The organism is Polyangium spumosum (genome assembly GCF_009649845.1).
GTDB lineage: Bacteria > Myxococcota_A > Polyangia > Polyangiales > Polyangiaceae > Polyangium > Polyangium spumosum.
Genome location: NZ_WJIE01000012.1, coordinates 130,594 through 147,939, shown reverse-complemented (window position 1 = coordinate 147,939; position 17,346 = coordinate 130,594). Strand labels below are relative to the sequence as shown.

General features: G+C 70.9%; 16 protein-coding genes. 10 read left to right on the top strand and 6 right to left on the bottom strand.

The window, feature by feature from the left end:
• Together GF068_RS32525 and GF068_RS32520 are read left to right on the top strand one after the other, a co-directional pair.
• Complete coding sequence (locus GF068_RS32525; protein ID WP_153823415.1) at positions 1–1,500, top strand: hypothetical protein; 1,500 nt, start codon at positions 1–3, stop codon at positions 1,498–1,500.
• 35 nt (positions 1,501–1,535) lie between these two features.
• Entirely contained in the window at positions 1,536–2,030 is a 495-nt protein-coding gene (locus GF068_RS32520; RefSeq protein WP_153823414.1) for a DUF2452 domain-containing protein, read from the top strand.
• Position 2,031: 1 nt separating this feature from the next.
• Here the strand turns inward: GF068_RS32520 and GF068_RS32515 are convergent, their stop codons facing one another.
• A complete protein-coding gene (locus GF068_RS32515) occupies positions 2,032–2,283 on the bottom strand; it encodes a hypothetical protein (RefSeq protein WP_153823413.1) in 252 nt (83 codons plus the stop codon).
• 8 nt (positions 2,284–2,291) lie between these two features.
• Positions 2,292–2,855 carry an RNA polymerase sigma factor gene (locus GF068_RS32510; protein ID WP_153823412.1) on the bottom strand — a complete coding sequence of 188 codons (564 nt, stop codon included), beginning with the start codon at positions 2,853–2,855 and terminating at the stop codon, positions 2,292–2,294.
• A gap of 132 nt (positions 2,856–2,987) precedes the next feature.
• On the opposite strand from GF068_RS32510, the gene GF068_RS32505 reads away from it, so the two are divergent.
• Entirely contained in the window at positions 2,988–3,350 is a 363-nt protein-coding gene (locus GF068_RS32505) for a hypothetical protein (protein WP_153823411.1), read from the top strand.
• 4 nt (positions 3,351–3,354) lie between these two features.
• Here the strand turns inward: GF068_RS32505 and GF068_RS32500 are convergent, their stop codons facing one another.
• On the bottom strand, positions 3,355–4,308 hold the full coding sequence (locus GF068_RS32500; RefSeq protein ID WP_153823410.1) for a hypothetical protein: 954 nt from the start codon (positions 4,306–4,308) through the stop codon (positions 3,355–3,357).
• 145 nt (positions 4,309–4,453) lie between these two features.
• On the opposite strand from GF068_RS32500, the gene GF068_RS32495 reads away from it, so the two are divergent.
• Positions 4,454–4,750, top strand: a complete 297-nt coding sequence (locus GF068_RS32495) for a CsbD family protein (RefSeq protein ID WP_153823409.1) — start codon at positions 4,454–4,456, stop codon at positions 4,748–4,750.
• 57 nt (positions 4,751–4,807) lie between these two features.
• On the opposite strand, the gene GF068_RS32490 is transcribed toward GF068_RS32495, so the two are convergent.
• Complete coding sequence (locus GF068_RS32490) at positions 4,808–5,677, bottom strand: hypothetical protein (RefSeq protein ID WP_153823408.1); 870 nt, start codon at positions 5,675–5,677, stop codon at positions 4,808–4,810.
• A 97-nt stretch (positions 5,678–5,774) separates the two neighbouring features.
• On the opposite strand from GF068_RS32490, the gene GF068_RS32485 reads away from it, so the two are divergent.
• From GF068_RS32485 to GF068_RS32465, 5 genes are all read left to right on the top strand, one after another.
• Entirely contained in the window at positions 5,775–6,548 is a 774-nt protein-coding gene (locus GF068_RS32485; RefSeq protein ID WP_153823407.1) for a class I SAM-dependent methyltransferase, read from the top strand.
• A gap of 97 nt (positions 6,549–6,645) precedes the next feature.
• Positions 6,646–8,667: a sodium:solute symporter family transporter gene (locus tag GF068_RS32480; RefSeq protein WP_170319815.1), complete on the top strand. Its 2,022-nt coding sequence runs from the start codon at positions 6,646–6,648 to the stop codon at positions 8,665–8,667.
• Between the two features lie 77 nt (positions 8,668–8,744).
• Positions 8,745–9,596 carry a DNA-formamidopyrimidine glycosylase family protein gene (locus GF068_RS32475; RefSeq protein ID WP_153823405.1) on the top strand — a complete coding sequence of 284 codons (852 nt, stop codon included), beginning with the start codon at positions 8,745–8,747 and terminating at the stop codon, positions 9,594–9,596.
• Positions 9,593–14,224, top strand: coding sequence for an Lhr family helicase (locus GF068_RS32470; RefSeq protein ID WP_338046663.1), 4,632 nt, complete (start codon positions 9,593–9,595; stop codon positions 14,222–14,224). Before GF068_RS32475 ends, GF068_RS32470 begins: the two co-directional genes overlap by 4 nt.
• A gap of 532 nt (positions 14,225–14,756) precedes the next feature.
• The gene (locus tag GF068_RS32465; protein WP_153823403.1) at positions 14,757–15,302 is read left to right on the top strand and encodes a DoxX family protein; all 546 of its coding nucleotides are present in this window, start codon (positions 14,757–14,759) and stop codon (positions 15,300–15,302) included.
• Positions 15,303–15,337: 35 nt separating this feature from the next.
• Here the strand turns inward: GF068_RS32465 and GF068_RS32460 are convergent, their stop codons facing one another.
• Both GF068_RS32460 and GF068_RS32455 read right to left on the bottom strand, forming a co-directional pair.
• Positions 15,338–15,949: a cytochrome c gene (locus GF068_RS32460; protein WP_170319814.1), complete on the bottom strand. Its 612-nt coding sequence runs from the start codon at positions 15,947–15,949 to the stop codon at positions 15,338–15,340.
• Positions 15,950–15,951: 2 nt separating this feature from the next.
• A complete protein-coding gene (locus GF068_RS32455) occupies positions 15,952–16,401 on the bottom strand; it encodes a MarR family winged helix-turn-helix transcriptional regulator (RefSeq protein ID WP_170319813.1) in 450 nt (149 codons plus the stop codon).
• Positions 16,402–16,526: 125 nt separating this feature from the next.
• Between GF068_RS32455 and GF068_RS32450 the strand changes: the two genes are divergently transcribed.
• Positions 16,527–17,045: a cytochrome c-type biogenesis protein gene (locus GF068_RS32450; RefSeq protein WP_170319812.1), complete on the top strand. Its 519-nt coding sequence runs from the start codon at positions 16,527–16,529 to the stop codon at positions 17,043–17,045.
• The last annotated feature ends 301 nt before the right edge of the window (positions 17,046–17,346 follow it).

The following is a 17,346-nucleotide window of genomic DNA, read 5'->3' as shown; positions in this document are numbered from 1 at the left end:
GTGTCCCTCTTCGACTCCCCCACGCTGCGCACGGCCGAGGCCCTGGAGCGCTCCACGACGGGCGACGGGGGCGCGCGGTTCGCGCTGCCGGTGTACAAGCAGCTCCTCACGCCGGGCGCGGACCCGTCCCTCGCGGCGCGCGCGGCGCTCGGCGCGCTCCGATGCGCGGCGCGCATCGTCGACGAGCGGGAGCTCCCGGGCGTCGCCGCCTACTGGAGCACGCTGCCGGCAGGCGGCGCGCACTTCCCGGCGATCCTCGAGTTGTGCCGGAAGCTCGCGCGGCTCGGGCCCAAGGGCGCGGCGCTCGCGCTCACGCTCGCGCGGGCCGAGGCCGAGCGCGCGGAGACGGCGCGCGCGCTCTACCTCCTCGGCCGCTGCCTCGAAGCGGTGAGCGACGCGGAGGGGGCGTTCGTCGCGTTCGGCCGCGCCGCCGCGCGGGCCGATGAAGAGAAGGGCGCCGCGGACGTCGCGACGGCGGCCCGCGTGCGCCGCATCGAGCGGCTGCTCGGCGAGCGCAGCCCGGCCGAGCTCGTGCTCGTCGAGGCGACGGCGGCCGATCCGGCGGTCGCGTCGTCCTTTGGCAAGCTGATGATCGCGCGCGGCCGGCTGCTCTCGCCGAGCCGCTTCGTGCGCGCGTCGGGGCTCTCGTTGCTCGAAGAGCTCGGCCGAGATCCCACGACCTCGCTCGGCGCGCTCGCGATCGGCCACGCCGCCGAGCACGCGGACGCGCTCGGTGACGCGCTCACGCCGCTCGAAGCCGATCGTATCGGGGCCGCGCTTCGCCACGTGCCCGACGACGCGGCGCGGGAGAGCGCGCTCGCGCGGCTCGCGGCGGCGCAGGTGATCGCCGCGTCGCGTGGTGAGGCGCAGGCGGACGCGATCCAGCGGGCGGCCGAGGTCGCGCCCGAGATCGCGCCGCTCGTGCGCCGGGCGCGCGCCTTGCTCGCGGGGGGCCGCGAGGAGGCGCCGCGACGCCTGATCCTCTCGGACCTGCCCTCGTCGCCGCCGCTCCGGCTCGTGTCGTTCGGGCTCGCGGCGCTCGAGGCGCTCGGGGACGGCCGCGCGCGGGACGCGGCCGAGGCGCTCTCCGCGGCGCGGGTGTTCCTCGGGGGGATCGTGGACAGGGTGCTCCTGCCGTCGCCGCTCTGGACCGCGGCGCGCGTGGCGCTCGAGAGCGCGGAGCCGTCCGCGCAAAAGGCGGGGGCCGAGCTCTGTGGGTTGCTGCTCTCTGCGCCGTCGGCCGCCCCGCCGCGGGGGTTCTCCGGGTTCGCGGCGGCCCTCGCGCGGGCGGGGCGGGCCGATCTCGCGGCGGGGGCGGCGCGGAAGGCGGCCGCGCGCAAGGAGCCCGGCGCGCGCGAGCTGCTCGGCTCGATCCTGCGGGAGCAGGGCTGGGCGCGCGCGGCGGCCGGCGAGCGCGAGCAAGCCATCGCGGCGCTCACCGAGGCGAAGGGGCTGCTCACAGAGGTGGCCCAGGAGAAGCAGGGCGCGCGGGGTCGCTGAAGGCGGGCCTCGTATCTGCTAGGGTCCGCGCCACCATGGCAACCGACCCCGAAGGGCGGGACGGCTCGGCCGAGCTCGCCACGACCCGCGCCGTCCCGTACCCCACGAGCCGCCTCGCGGCGCGTATCGACCTGGTCGAAATGGCGCAGGAGATCGAGAAGGCCGACCAGGCGCTCGGCATGGTGGTCGGGGCGAAGCTCGAGGTCATCCGCGACCAGATGCGCGCGCTCCAGGAGGAGGCGCGGCGCCTGCTCGACGAGGCGCGGATCTCGGCGCGCCTGCACCGGGCACATTGCAGCTTCCGCAAGATCCCCGGCCGCGTGTATCACCTCTATCGGCGCGGCGAGGACGATCTTTATTTCTCGATGCTCTCCCCCGAGGAATGGGGAGGCTCGCCGCCGCACGTGTTCGAGGGCTCGTACCGGCTCGAGGTCGACATGAGCTGGACGCCGATGACGACCACGAGCGCCGAGCGCGCGAGGACGCCCGAGGGCCGCGCGCTCGTGCAGAAGCTGCTCGAAGAAGGCTGATTCATTCGGCCGACGCGACGGCCGGCCCGTAGATGTGCCCGATCCGGGCGAACGACTCGACCGTGTACATCGCTCCCGCCAGCGCCAGCACCGAGGCCAGCGCGAGCTCGGGCCACCGCCATGCTGCCGGCCGTTTCCCTTCGAGGGCCGCCTCCGCCGCGGAGAGCGTCTTCACCCGACGCGCGGGCGAGAGCGTGCTCGGCGGCAAACCGCGTAATTTTTCGAGGAGCGGATCGTCATCACGGCCGTTCATCGTTCACCTCATCGTACCACGGCGGCGTCGCTCTGCGCCGGTCCCTCGAGCTTCTCGGCGAGCGCGGAGCGCGCCCGCGACAGCCTTTGCCGCAGCGCCTCCGGCTGGATCCCCAGCACCTCGGCGGCCTGCTTCGGTTCGAGCCCCTCCACGCCCACGAGCAAGAGCACCTCGCGGTGGGCCATGGGCAGCGCCTCGAGCGCCTGCTCCAGCGCCGCGAGCTCGTCGCCCGCGTCCGGCCGCGCGGACGGCCCCTCGGGCTCCGGCCCGTCGGAGTCGAACGCGAGCCGCGTGAAATCCAGCGCGGCCCAGCGCCGCCACGACCGGTGCTTGTTCCGCGCGATCGTGAAGAGCCACGCTGGCAGATCGGTGCCTTCGGTCAGCCGTTCGGCGTGGCGAGCCACCGACACCCACGTCTCCTGGTGCAGGTCCTCGGCCACGTCGCGCCGGCGCGAGAGCCGGAGCAAGAAGCCGAAGATCCGGTCCGAGAACGACGCGTACACCACCCGCAGCGCGGTTTTGTCGCCCTTGCGAAGGCGCGCGACGAGCTCTGCTTCCTCGGCCCGGTCCATGTCGTCCCCTCGAACTCCGAACTAGCCCAGGCGTGACAGAAAAAAAACTTTGTCACGCAGGCCGTCGCGCGGTGTTCTCCGCGGCATGGGGACGGCGCCCGAGCGTCCGCCCCGCGCAGAGGAGACGAGGACATGACTTTGTGGTTGTTTTTCGCCGAGGGCGGCTGGGGTATGTGGCCGACCCTTCTCTTCGGGTTCGTCGCCGTCGGCGGCGCCGCCTGGTTCGCCATGCGCCCCGAGCCCCGGCGCCTCGCCTTCACGGGCGCGATGTGGCTCACCCTCGCCATGTCGATGGCGAACGCCACCTGGACGAACCTCGCGGCCGTGTGTTCGACCCTCGAGAACCCGGAGCGTGTCCCCGACGCGGAGCTCGTGCGCACCCTCTTCGCCGGCCTCAAGGAGGCGAGCCGCCCCGCCGCGCTCGGCGGGGTGTTCCTCACGCTGGTCCCGCTCCTGCTCGCCGTGGGCGCGCTGCGCGGGCGATCGTCCGATTGAACGTTCAGCGCGGCGCGAGCGCCCGGACGGCGCGCTCGATCTCTTCGAGCCGCCGCTTCGAGGCCTCGTACCCGACCCGCCCGCGCACGGCCAGGGCGAGCGCGTCGCGCTGAAAGCTCGCGGCGAGCTCTCGAAAATGGGAGACGGCCGCGCCGGCCGACGACGAACGGGCGAGCTCGTGCCCGCGCGTGATCACCTCGCGGGCCACCTCGAACGTGAACACGGGCGCGCCGTGGCCGAGCTTCGCTTCGATCCAGTGCATCACGCTGCCCTCCCAGGGCTCGAGGTAATTGCAGCGGCCGGCGCGCTCGTCGATTCCCTCCACCGGCGAGGACCAGTCGAGGTGGATGTCGTCGAGCGCGAAATGGCGCCCGTTCGGCCGCTCGAACCCGGGGAGATCACTCTTGTCGACGCAGAAATGCGTGGCCTCTTGCATGGGCACGTCGACCTCGCGCCAGGTGTCCGCGTGGGGCAGCTCGGCGCGCGCATGCGGGAGAAGGACACGCGGCAGGAGCTCGATCGCGGGGCGGAGCTGGTGCTCGAGGCCGCCGACGTACGCGTCCCGCGCGACGCGTTTGCCGTATTCCCCCAGGAAGAGCTCGTCGAGGCGCCTTCGCGTCGCGGCCGGATCGCGGTAGACGACCTTGATCCCGGCGCTCCCGCCCCACCATTGGTTGCGGATCCACTGGATGTGCCGCCAGGTCGCGAGAGAGCGATCGATGGCCTCGATGCGATGGTAGAGCCGCACGAGCAGGTTCACGGCCATGGGCCCGAGGTGGTCGAGCGCCTCCCACGCCGTCGTCGGCTGCGGATCGCGGAACCCGAACATCAGGTTCTGCGCGGCGCCGGGCGCGCCGGCCCGCCGGTCCACGAACGACCGGACGATCGTCTCGCGGAGCTCCTCGGGCAGCGCGGCGTAGGGAGATCCGGCCGGCACGTCGGGGTGCATTCGGCGCATGATGACTCCATTCGTCCGCTCGGAGAAAACCATCTCGGTCGAGCTCGCTCGTATGTAAACGATCCGCGCCAGGCGCTCCGGCACGTCGATTGCCCAGGACGTCCCCCATACCACAATGGGTCCATACGACCCGAGAAGGGAAACCATGGGAATCGGCAACCGGATCAAGGGCGCCGCCGAAGAGCTCGGCGGCAAGGCCAAAGAGGCCGTCGGCAACCTGACCGACGACGAGCGTCTCCGCCGCGAGGGCATCTCCGAGCAGGGCCGCGGCGAAGGCCGTCAGGAGGCCGAGAAGGCGGGCCAGCGGGTCGAGGGCACCTTCGAGGAGGCCGGCGGCCGGGTGCACGGCGCGGCGGGCGCGCTGAAGGGCGACGACCGCCAGCAAGCCGAGGGCAAATTCGAGGAGCTCAAGGGCGAGCTTCGCCAGAAGCTCAACAAGTAAACGATCGGCGCGCCGCCCCCGCTCCGCGCGCCGGGGCAGGGGCGGCGCGCCCCTTTTTCAGCGCGGCGCTTCGTCCTCGAACAGGTCGCCCGCGTACACGTACCAGAGCCCATTCTTGCCGCGCAGGAGCGTCTTTCGGAACGTGACCTCGTGCCGCTTTCGCAGCGCCAGGTAGAGCACGAGGAAGAGGATCGCGCCGAGCAGGCGGATCAGGACGAACGCGACCGCGGCCACCATGTTCGCCCATTGCGGCCAGGCCTGGAAGACCACGTGCACCTCGACCTCGGCCACGTCGCCGTCCTCGCGCACGATCGAGGCGCGCTTGACCTGCACGCTGCGGATCTGCCCGTGCCCGACGCGGGCGAACGTGGACGACCAGTCCTTGACGCCGGCCGGCGTGGCGAGCGCGAACGTGCCCGCGCCGAGCGGGATGTCGCCGAGGACCGGAGGATTCACGGTCTGCGCGCGCGCCGTGGGGCTGAGGCACGCCCAGGCGTACCCTTGCCGGCCCATCGCCATCGACCGGAGGTAACTGCGGAGCGTCACGTCCGGGCTCGCAGGCCGGTCGCGCGGCACGATCGTGAGGTCCACGGCGACGAGCGTCACCGCCAGGATCGTGAAGACGACGGGGAAGATGATCAGGAGGAAGAAGGCCGGTTCCCGCGACGAGAACGTCATCAACCCGGCGACCATGCTCACGAGCGCGAGGGCGGCGATGCCGGCGAACACCATCGTGACGACGCGTAACCTGCCGCCGGCCTCCTTCTGGTCCAGGGCCATCGCGGAGGTGTCGTCGATGTGCTGGTTCAGCCGCTCGAGCGCCTCGGTGATCGCGCCCGAAGCGGGGCGCTTTTTTTTCTTTTTTGTCGTCGCGCGCTCCCCCGGCCCGGCCTCCGGCGGCGCGTAGGGGTTCATCTCTTCGCTCATCGCCCGCCACCTAACCACGACCGGCCGAGAGAGGCGAGCCCTTCATGCGCGTTCCCCAGGGGCCTCGGCTCGGCTAGCATGCGGCCCGGACCGACCCATGAGCCAACACCTGGACGACGAGCGATTTTACGTCTTCGACTGGGACGCCGTCTTCGACGTCGACGATTACCTGCACTTCTACGAGGACACCCTGCGCGCCGAGCGCACGGAGCATCAGGTCGACGTCCTCGTCTCGCACCTCGGCATGACGCCGGGCATGCGCGTGCTCGACCTCGGCTGCGGCCACGGCCGGCACGCCCTCGAGCTCGCGCGGCGCGGCTTCGACGTCGTCGGCGTCGACCGCACCGAGGGCTTCATCACGCTCGCCCGCGAGGAGGCCGAGGCCGCGCGCCTGCCGATCGAGTACCGCGTCGCCGACCTGCGCGACCTCGACGACGAGGCCTCGTTCGACCGCGTGGTTTGCCTCTTCGACGTGTTCGGCCTGCACCGCGACGAGGAGAACCACGACGTCTTGCGGCGCATCTCGCGCGCGCTCCGCCCGGGGGGCAAGCTCTGCCTCGACGTGCGCAACCGCGACTGGATGATGCGCGGGCTCTTGCCCGTCACCATCCTGCAAAAAGGCGCGGATCTCATGATCGACCGGCACGTCTTCGACCCGGTCTCGGGCCGCCTCGTCGATTACCGCGTCCTCGTGCGCGACGGCAGGACGCGCGAGGCCCGCTTCTCCGTGCGCCTCTACCATTTCAGCGAGCTCCGCGCCCTGCTCGCCTCCGTCGGCCTCGTCGTGACCGAGGCCTTCGGCACCTGGGACGGTGATCCGATCGGCCTCGCGCACAATCGTATGGTGATCGTCGCCGAGAAGGACGGCTGACAGGCTGACACGCGCGGCGTTCCGTTCCCGGCAAACCCGATCGTTTGAGCACAAATAAAGTTGCGTTTCCCCCCATGCGGCGGCGAGGATGTCCCTCGTGCTGCACACGATCGACATCCTCATCGTGCTCGTTTTCATCGCGTATTCGATCTGGTCGGGGGTCGGGGGCGCGAAGGAGGCCGGGGAGAGCCTCGAGGAGTATTTCCTCGCCGGTCGCTCGCTGAAGGGCTGGCAGGCGGGCATCAGCATGGCGGCCACGCAGTTCGCCGCGGATACGCCGCTCGTGGTCACCGGCCTCGTGGCGACGGCGGGCGTCTTCTCGCTCTGGCGGATGTGGATCTACGCGATTGCCTTCCTCGTGATGGCGCTCGTCCTCGGCGCGAGCTGGCGCAGGAGCGGCGTCATCACGGACGCTGCGCTCACCGAGACCCGGTACGGCGGCAAGCCCGCGGCCGTGCTGCGTGGCGCCAAGGCCGTGTACTTCGGCCTGATCTTCAATTGCACCGTGCTCGGCATGGTGCTGCTCGCGACGACACGTATCACCGAGCCCTTCCTCCTCTGGCATCGGTGGTTGCCCGCGGGCCTCTTCGAAAGCCTCTCGTCCGCGGTGCAGTGGTTCGGCTTCCCGCTGACGGCGTCGGGCGCGCCGTGCGGCGCGGAGAACCTGTGCGACGCGGGCGCGACCTGCTTGAAGCTCCGCTGCATCGGCGAGGCCGAGTGGGCGGCCTCCACGAACAACGTCCTCTCGATCGGCTCGATCGTCCTCGTCACGACGCTCTACTCGACGACGGGTGGCCTGCGCGCCGTCGTGAAGACCGACATCGCGCAGTTCGGCGTCGCGATCCTCTCCACGATGGTCTACGCCGCGCTCGTCATCTCCGCGGTCGGCGGCTTCGGAGCCATCTCCTCGGGCCTTTCGAACCTCTTCCCCGCCGATCGCTCGGGCCCCGCCGGCATGACCGCCGAGGAGCTCGTCGCCTTCACGCCGGGCGAGGCGCACGGCGCCGGCTTCACGGTCGTCGGCGTCATTCTCATTCAGTGGATCTGCCAGATCAACGCCGACGGCAGCGGCTACCTCGCGCAGCGCACGATGGGCTGTCGCTCCGACAAGGACGCGCAGAGCGCGGGTATCGTCTTCACGGTGACGCAGGTCCTCTTCCGCAGCCTGTTCTGGCTGCCGATCGCGCTCGGCCTGCTCGTCCTGTTCCCGCCGAGCCAGGGCCTCTCGGGCGCCGCGCTCGCGTCCGAGCGCGAGTCCACGTTCGTGCGGGGCATCGCGGAGCTTCTGCCGCCGGGCGCCAAGGGGCTCATGCTCACGGGCATGCTCGGCGCGCTCGCCTCGACGGTCGACACGCACCTCAACTGGGGATCGAGTTATTTCACGAACGACATCTACCGTCGGTTCATCGCCAAGCACCTCTTGAAACGCGAGCCTTCGCCGCGCTCGCTCGTGTGGGTCGCTCGCCTTTCGAACCTCGGCATCCTCGCCGTGGCGCTGCTCGTGATGCCTCACATGGACTCGATCCAGACCGCCTGGAAGGCGAGCCTCTTGCTCGGCGCGGGCGTCGGCGTGGTCCTCGTGTTGCGCTGGATCTGGTGGCGCATGAACGCGACCGGCGAGCTTTCGGCCCTCGTCGCGTCGCTCGTCCTCGCGCCGATCCTGCTCTTCGCCGTGGAGGACGACGGCGCGCGATTGCTCGTGCAGGCGGTCGTGTCGACGGCGGTCGCGGTCGTCGCGGCGCTCGTGACGAAGCCGGAGGCGGAGGACCGCCTGCGTGAATTCTACGACCGCGCGCGTCCCCCGGGGTTCTGGGGGCCCGTCTCGCTCGAAAAAGGCGCGGCGGATCGGCGAAGGCTTCTCGTGAACCTCGCGGCCGCGGGCGGCTCGGCATTCTCGATTTTCTGCGTGCTCACGGGCATCGGCTCGTGGATGATCGGCAGCCCGCCGCCCGCGTGGCTGCCCTCGGCCCCTGTATGGATCACGCTGAACCTGCTCGTCGGCGTGGGGACGGTGCCGCTCTGGATCAAGCTCGCGCGGGCGGGGCGGCTGGAGGAGGCGACCGACGGCGCCGCCGGGCGCTCTGGAGAGGCCCTCCCGAGCGCCTCGACCCACGGATGACGCCGGCCGGGTTTTGCTTTGTTGCGCGCCGGGTGCGCCTGCTTGTCGGACGGGCTCCGCGCTGATACGACAAACCCGTGCCCGAAGGCGACACCCTCCACCGCATTGCAAGCGCGCTCGGCCCGCGGCTCGTGGGGCAGCCCGTTTGCTCCCTCCTGCTGCGGCATCAGTCGATCGACCGGCTCGTGGGCCACCTCGTCACGAAGGTCGAGGCGCGTGGCAAGAACCTGCTCGTCTTCTTCGACGAGGGCACCGTCCTCCACACCCACCTCCGCATGGGCGGCACCTGGCACCTCTATCGCGAGGACGAGCGCTTTCGACGCTCGCCGACCTCCGCCACCGTCGTGCTCGCCGTGCCCGGCCTCGTCGCCGTCTGCTTCCGCGCGCCCGTCGCTCGCCTCGTCCGCGCCAGCTTGCTCGCCGGTGATCCCGCGATCGGCAAGCTCGGCCCCGACCTCATCGCCCCTACGTTCGACGAGGCCGCCGCGCTCGCCCGGCTCCGGCGTTTGGCCGGCAAGGAGATCGGCGACGCGCTCATGGCGCAGGAGGTCGTCGCGGGGATCGGCAACGTCTTCAAGAGCGAGATCCTCTTTCACGAGCGGCTCGATCCGTTCGCTCGTGTCGGGGCTCATTCCGACGACGAGCTCCTGCGGCTGCTCGCGTTCGCCCGCCGGATCATGGTCGCCAATGCGAATGCAAAGACCCGCGGGACCGGGCTCGGCGCGTTTTTTGGCCACACGCGGACGACCCGCGAGGGCGCGCGTCCCGGCGAGGGGCCCCTCTCGGTCTATCGCCGCGCGGGCGAACCTTGTTACGATTGTGGCGCGGTGATCGAGATGCGCCGCCAGGGCGAGGCGCGACGCTCCACCTATTTTTGCCCCCAATGCCAGCCGCCCCGGCTCGCGGATGCCCGGGAGGCGCGCGCGTGACGCGGCCTCGGGCGAAGTCCTCGAAGGGTGGCGGCGCGCTCGCCCATTTCCACGAGGCGACACGCGCCTGGTTCCAGGGCGCCTTCCCCGGGCCCACCGAGGCCCAGGAGAGAGGCTGGCCCCCGATCCAGGCCGGCAAATCGACCCTGCTGCTCGCGCCCACGGGCTCGGGCAAGACGCTCGCGGCGTTCCTCGTCGCCCTCGATCGATTGGTCTTTTCGGACGAGCCGCGGAAAGAAGAGCGCTGCCGCGTCCTTTACGTGTCTCCGCTCAAGGCGCTCGCCGCCGACGTCGAGCGCAACCTGCGCGCCCCGCTCGCCGGCCTCACGAGGACGGCCGAGCGTCTGGAAAAACCATTCCGCGTGCCCACGGTCGCGATCCGCTCCGGGGACACTTCGCCCGAGGAGCGCGCGCGCCTCGGCAAACGCCCGCCCGACATCCTGATCACCACGCCGGAGTCCCTCTTCCTCCTGCTCACCTCGAACGCGCGCGAGATCTTGCGCTCGGTCGACACCATCATCATCGACGAGATCCACTCGCTCGCCGCCACGAAGCGCGGCGCGCACCTCTTCTCGTCGCTCGAGCGCCTCGAAGCCTTGCGCGGCGAAGGGCCGCGGACGACGCGCATTGGCCTCAGCGCGACGCAGCGCCCGCTCGACGAGATCGCGCGCCTGCTCGGCGGGGGCGAGATCGACGAAAAGGGCTCGTTCGTCCCGCGCCCCGTCACCATCGTGGATGCGAGCGCGCCGAAATCGCTCGAGCTCTCCATTGAAGTCCCCGTCGACGACATGACCCGCATGGGTGAACCCGGCGAGGATACGGGCAAAGGCCCGGGCGCGGATCCGGCGGCGCGGTCGATATGGCCGAGCATCCACCCGCGCCTCGTCGAGCTCGTCCGCGCGCATCGCTCCACCATGATCTTCGCCAACAGCCGCAGGCTCTCCGAGCGGCTCGCGGCGGCGATCAACGAGGCCGCCGGCGCCGAGATCGCCGCCGCGCACCACGGATCGGTCGCGCGGGACGAGCGCGCCCGCATCGAGGAGGCCCTCAAGGAAGGTCGCTTGCCGTGTATCGTCGCGACCTCCTCGCTCGAGCTCGGCCTCGACCTCGGCGCCGTCGATCTCGTCGTCCAGATCGAATCTCCTCCGAGCGTCTCGGCCGGCCTCCAGCGTATCGGCCGCGCCGGCCACGCCGTCGGCGCCATCTCGCGTGGCGTGGTCTTCCCCAAGCACCGCGGCGATCTGCTCGCGTGCGCCGCCGCCACGAGCCGCATGATCGACGCCAAGGTCGAGGCCACCCATTACCCGCGAAACCCCCTCGACGTCCTCGCCCAGCAGATCATCGCGATCACGGCCATGGACTCCATCCACGAGGACGCGCTCTTTGGGCTCGTCCGTCGCGCCGCGCCGTTCGCCGACCTCCCGCGCGCGAGCTTCGAGGGCCTGCTCGACATGCTCTCCGGCCGGTATCCCTCGGACGAGTTCGCCGAGTTGCGCCCGCGTATCGTCTGGGACCGGACCACGGGCGCGATCCGCGCGCGGGAAGGCGCGAAGCGGCTCGCGGTCGTCAATGCCGGCACGATCCCCGATCGTGGGCTTTATGGCGTCTTTCTGGCGACCGAAGAATCAGCGGGGAAACCCGGGCGTCGCGTGGGCGAGCTCGACGAGGAGATGGTCTTCGAGGCGCGGGAAGGCGAGGTCTTCGTCCTCGGCGCGTCCTCCTGGCGTATCACCGAGATCACGCACGATCGTGTCCTCGTCGTGCCCGCGCCCGGCGAGCCCGGGAAAATGCCGTTCTGGCGTGGCGATCGCGTGGGCCGCAACGTCGAGCTCGGCGCCGAGATCGGCCGCGTCGCCCGCGAGATCGAAAAAGCCGACGACGCCGCCGCCGAGCGCCTCCTGCGCGAAAAACACCACCTCGATACACGCGCCGCGAAGAACCTCCTCCGTTACGTCCGCGAGCAAGCCGCGGCGACGGGCGTGGTCCCGAGCGACACGGCGATCGTGCTCGAGCGTTTCGTCGACGAGGTCGGCGACACCCGCGTCTGCATCCTCTCGCCCTTCGGCGGACGCGTGCACGCGCCGCTCGCGAGCGCCATCGAGGAGCGTTGCCGCGCCGAGCTCGCCCTCGAAATCGAGGCCGTCTGGGCCGACGACGGCGTCGTCTTGCGTTTTCCCGAAGCGGAGGGCCCGCCCGACGCGCGCCTCCTCCTGCCCGACGCCGACGAAGTGGAGGACCTCGTCGTCCGGAGCCTCGGCGCCTCCGCCCTCTTCGCCGCGCGTTTCCGCGAATGCGCCGGCCGCGCCTTGCTCCTGCCGCGCAAGCGCCCGGGCAAACGTTCGCCGCTCTGGGCCCAGCGAAAACGCGCCTCGGATCTGCTCGCCGTGGCCGCGCGGTATGGCTCGTTTCCCATTCTCCTCGAGACCTACCGCGAGGTCCTGCGGGACGTCTTCGATTTGCCCGCGCTCATCGATCTCCTGAAGAAGATCGAGTCCCGCAAGGTGCGCGTGCACGAGGTCGACACCCGCGCGGCCTCGCCCTTCGCCGCGTCGCTGCTCTTCGGGTACGTCGGCAACTTCATGTACGACGGCGACCTGCCGCTCGCCGAGCGCAAGGCGCAGATGCTCGCGATCGACCATTCACGCTTGCGCGAGCTGCTCGGCGAGGCCGAGATGCGCGAATTGCTCGATCCCGCCTCGATCGAGGTCCTCGCGCGGTCGCTGCAGCGCCTCGATGGAAAACGACCCCTCAAGCACGCCGATCAGGTGCACGATCTCTTGCTCTCGCTCGGGGATCTCTCGCGCGAGGAGATCGTGGCCCGCGCGGGCAGCGAAGAGGAGGGCGGTGGTGCAACACGAGCAAACGGTTTCCTCGACGAGCTGACGCGCGCGCGGCGGATCTTCGAGGTCACGATCGCGGGCGAAAAGCGATTCCTGGCGGTCGAGGACGCGGGGCGCCTGCGCGACGCGCTCGGCATCGTGCCGCCGGCAGGCCTGCCCGCGGCCTTCCTCGAACCGTCCGCGGATCCCCTCGTCGACATCGTCTCCCGTTATGCCCGGACCCACGGCCCCTTCCGCGCCGAGGACGTCGCGTTTCGTTATGGCCTCGGCACGGGCCCCGTCCGCGTCGCGCTCGCCACGCTCATCGAGCGCCGCCGCGTCACCGAGGGCGAGCTCCTCCCGGGCGGATCCGGCCGCGAGTATTGCGACGCCGAGGTCCTTCGTTCGCTCAAGCAACGCTCCCTCGCGCGCCTGCGCGCCGAGGTCGAGCCCGTCCCGCCCGAGGCGTACGCCCGTTTCCTCGTCGAATGGCACGGCCTCACCCGCCCGCGCCGCGGCCAGGAGGCCTTGCTTTACGCCGTCGAGCTTTTGCAAGGCGCGCCGCTCGTCTCCTCCGCGCTCGAGGCCGAGATCCTCCCCGCGCGCGTGCAAGGGTATCGCCCCGGCGATCTCGACGCGTTATGCGCCGCCGGCGAGGTCGTCTGGCGCGGCGTCGAGCCGGTCGGCGACGCCTCGGGCCGCATCGCCCTGTATCTCTCGCAGGCTTATCCGTATCTCGCGCCGCCGCCCGGCGAGGCCGAGGGCGCGCTCGCCGCGCGGGTGCGCGAGACGCTCGCCCGGCGAGGCGCCGTCTTCTTCCATGACCTCCTGCGCGAGACGGGCGGATTCGGGCACGACGTGCTCGCGGCCTTGTGGGAGCTCGTCTGGGCCGGCGAGGTCACGAATGACACGCTCGCGCCATTACGATCCCTCGGCCGCGAGGAGAAACGCGGCGGGCGGCGGCATACGAGCCGCGGCGGCCTCTTCGGCGCGCGCCGCGCGGGCCCGCCCGGCAGCGAGGGCCGCTGGTCGCTCTTGCCCGCGGCCTCCGAAAAAGGTCCGAGCGAGACCGAGCGCCGCGCCGCGCTCGCGCGAATCCTCCTCGATCGGCACGGCGTGGTGACACGCGAGGCCGCGCATGCCGAGGGCCTCGTGGGTGGTTTCTCCGCCGTGTACGACGTCCTCCGCGCGATGGAGGAGGCGGGCAGGGTTCGTCGTGGTTATTTCGTCGCCGGCCTCGGCGCCGCGCAGTTCGCTTTGCCCGGCGCGGACGATCGATTGCGCTCTTTCCGCGAGCCTTCGGCCGAGGCCGAGGCGCGCGTGCTGGTCCTCTCGGCCGCCGATCCGGCGAACCCTTATGGCGCCTCCGTGCGCTGGCCGGGCGACGACGCGGAGCCCGAGAGCGGTCAGCGCGGCGCCTCGCGGCCCAAACGCGCGGCCGGCGCGCGGGTGATTTTGCATGACGGTCGATTGCTCGCCTGGATGGGCAAGAGCGAGCGTGGCCTGCTCACGTTCCTGCCGCGCGACGAGCCCGAGCGAAGCGCCGAGGCCCGCGCGCTCGCCCGCGCGCTCGTGGAGCTCGTCGACGGGGGCCGCGCGCGGGTCGTGCTCATCGCCACGGTCGACGGCGAACCAACGGCGCGCTCGCCGCTCGCGGACGCCCTGAAAGAGGCGGGTTTCGTCGCGACGAGCCAGGGTTTTCTCAGGCGCCAGACCGCGTCTGTGGCGCCCGCGTCGCGTCTGTTCGGCGCGCCGGGCCCGCTCCCCGACGGCGACCTGCTCGACCTCGACGACGAGCTCGACGGATGACCTCGAAGGGCGGTCTCGAGTCCCGCGCGGAGCTCGAAGGTGACCCCGAAGGGCGGTTTCGAGTCCCGCGCGGAGCTCGAAGGTGACCCCGAGGGTCGGTTTCGGGTGTCGCGCGGAGCTCGAAGGTGACCCCGAAGGGCGGTTTGGAGTCCCGCGCCGAGCTCGAAGGTAGCCTCGAGGGTCGGTTTCGGGTGTCGCGCGGAGCTCGAAGGTAGCCCCGAGGGTCGGTTTCGAGTCCCGCGCGGAGCTCGAAGGTGACCCCGAGGATCGGTTTCGAGTGTTGCGCGAAGCTCGAAGGTGACCCCGAGGATCGGTTTCGAGTGTTGCGCGAAGCTCGAAGGTGACCCCGAGGATCGGTTTCGAGTGTCGCGCGGAGCTCGAAGGTGACCCCGAGGAGTGGTTGCGAGTGCCGCGCGGAGCTCGAAGGTGACCCCGAGGGGTGGTTTCGGGTGTCGCGCGTGTGCCACGGTTCCCACGTACACGACCACGACCGCATGCCCACGATCCAAGGCGACCAAGAAAGGGGACGGACATGAGCACCCAGCTTCACGACCAGAGCGGCGCGGCCCTCGCACGGCGGCTCTTCGCCTCGACCGCGCCGCGCGCCGTCGTGTTGATCCGGCTCGCGGTCGGCATCGTCTTCACCTCCGAGGGCATCCAGAAGTTCCTCTTCCCACAGGCGCTCGGCGCGGGACGGTTCGCGAAGATCGGCATCCCCGCGCCCGAGGTGATGGGCCCCTTCGTCGGCAGCGTCGAGCTCGTGTGTGGCGTGCTCATCCTCCTCGGGCTCGCCACGAGGCTCGCGGCGCTGCCGCTCGTCGGCGTCATGACCGTCGCGCTCCTCTCGACGAAGATCCCGATCCTGCTCGGCCACGGCTTCTGGATCTTCGCGAACCCGTCGACCTCGAAGCACGGCCTCTGGAGCATGCTGCACGAGGCTCGCACCGACATGTCGATGCTTCTCGGGGCGCTCTTCCTGTTCATCGCGGGCGCAGGAGCGTGGTCCCTCGATGCCGGAATCATGCGTCGTTTGGCGCGCTCGCAAGACCCGGCCGGCCGCGCGCCGCGCGCGGAGTGAACGGGTGAGGCGTCGTCACGCCTCGTCCTGATGCGTCACCGGTGCCCCGTCGGCGGCGCTGACGAGGTGAGCCTCTGCCAGGTCGACTCGTCGACGACCTGCTGCTTCCACGCGGCGTGGCAGCCGGTGCAGGTGGCCAGCGTTCGCCCGAGCGCCGACATCACGGCGTCCTTGTCCCCTTTTCGCGCCGCTTCGGCGACGGTGTCCGCGGTGCGGTGGAACGCGAGCGCCTGGTCCGTGAATCCGGGCGCCGCGGCCCCCATGTGCGAGCACATCCGGCCCATCTGCTCGGAAGAACCGATCCGCGAAGCGGCGCGCTCGACGCCCGCGAAGTCGTTTGAGGCCGCGGCGACGATGATCTCCTGCACGGCCACGAGGTGATCCCGCATATTTTGCTTTTGATGATTGGCCATCATCGGCAAGAGAGGCACCGGCTTGCGCACATCCATGCCATCCAGCGCGTCGAACGCCGTCCCTGGCCGCGCGGATGACGAAGGCGCGGCGGACGATGGCGCGGCGGAGGCCGCCGTGTCGTGTGTGGGCGCAGGCTCGCGGCACGCCGGAAGGAGCCCGCCAAAGACGAGCACCGCGCCCGCGGTGAGCCAACCACGGGGACGCCCGCTCTTGCTTCCATTCGTAGATTTCATGATCATTCGCTTTTCGTGTTGCGTACGGCTTCGTTCAGGGCCGCCATCGACGCGATCACCGAGCTCCGCTTCTCCGCGGGGAGCGCGGAGAGGAGCCGCTCGAACCGCGCTTTGCTCGCCGCCTCGATGCTCCGGGCGAGGCGGAGGCCGGATGTGGTCAACCCGAGCCGCCACGCGCGTCCGTCCTTCGGGCACGGCGTCCGGACCACGTGGCCGCTGTCGCAGAGGCGCGCGCACAGCCGCGCGGCGCTGCTCTTGTCGAGCCCCAGGTCACGCGCGATCTCGACCTGCATCGGCGGATCGTCCCGCTCGTGCCGCGCGAGGAGGACCATCAGCGCATGCGCCTGGGAGACGGGGATGGGCTTGCCGCACGGGGTCTGGCTCTCCGAGAGGAGACCAAAGCCCCGCACGAACCCTTGCACCTGCCGTCGGAGCAGCTCCGCGTCGTCCATGCGCGAAGGATGCCTACCACGAGATGATTGCGCGCGCAACCAACTGCCGCCCCCGCGTCGCGCGGCCTCGCCTGCGACAATTGAACGCATGGCGTCGTCGCAGGGCAATGACTAGGGTGTGGGGCATGAAGCCGACCCATCGCCGCCGGATCGTGTCGTTCGTGTCCTGCATGGTCGTGGCGTTCGCCGTCGCCTTCACGTCGCCGGCGAGCGCCATCGCGGACACGGACACCCCGGACGCGCGGCAAGCCGACCCGGCGCCGGGGGAGCGCGCGCTCGTCGGACGGCTCGTGGCGCCTTGTTGCTGGCAACAGACGCTCGATGTGCACGCGGGACCGATGGCCGACGCGCTGCGCGCCGAGGTGCGACGAAGGTTATGGGCAGGCGAGGCGGCCGAGGTGATCGAAGCGGACTTCACGGCGCGATATGGGCCGCGGGTGCGCGCGGTGCCGGACGGCAATCCGATCGTGGGGGTGGCGCTCGGCCTGGTCGTGCTCTCGTTTTTCGCGGCTGGGGGCCTGTTCGTCGTGGTGCGTCGCTGGCGTCGCGCCGCGGGGACCGGTGCGTCGGCGCCGCCGAGCGAGGCGGCGCGTGACGCCTACGACGAGCGGCTCGACGACGAGCTACGCGCGATGTCGTCCTGATACACGCGATCCCGCTCGCAAGCGCCTCGGAGAACTGGCGTCGTCGCACCTTCCGACCCGCGCAGGCTTCACAACGCGGTATACATTCCGGCCATGTCGAGGTTTGATGGTGGCCAGCTCCTGGTGGACGCGCACCAGCTCGAAACTCATCACGCGCAGCCCGAGGCGCGAGGAGCGCTCGGTGTTGATGGGTGCCGTCATCGACGAGGAAACGCAGGGCGGATCTCCGCGACCACGCTGGCCTTGATCGGGTGTGGCCCCTGTAGTATCGGATCCCGATATCGAAGGTCGAGTCCGTAGC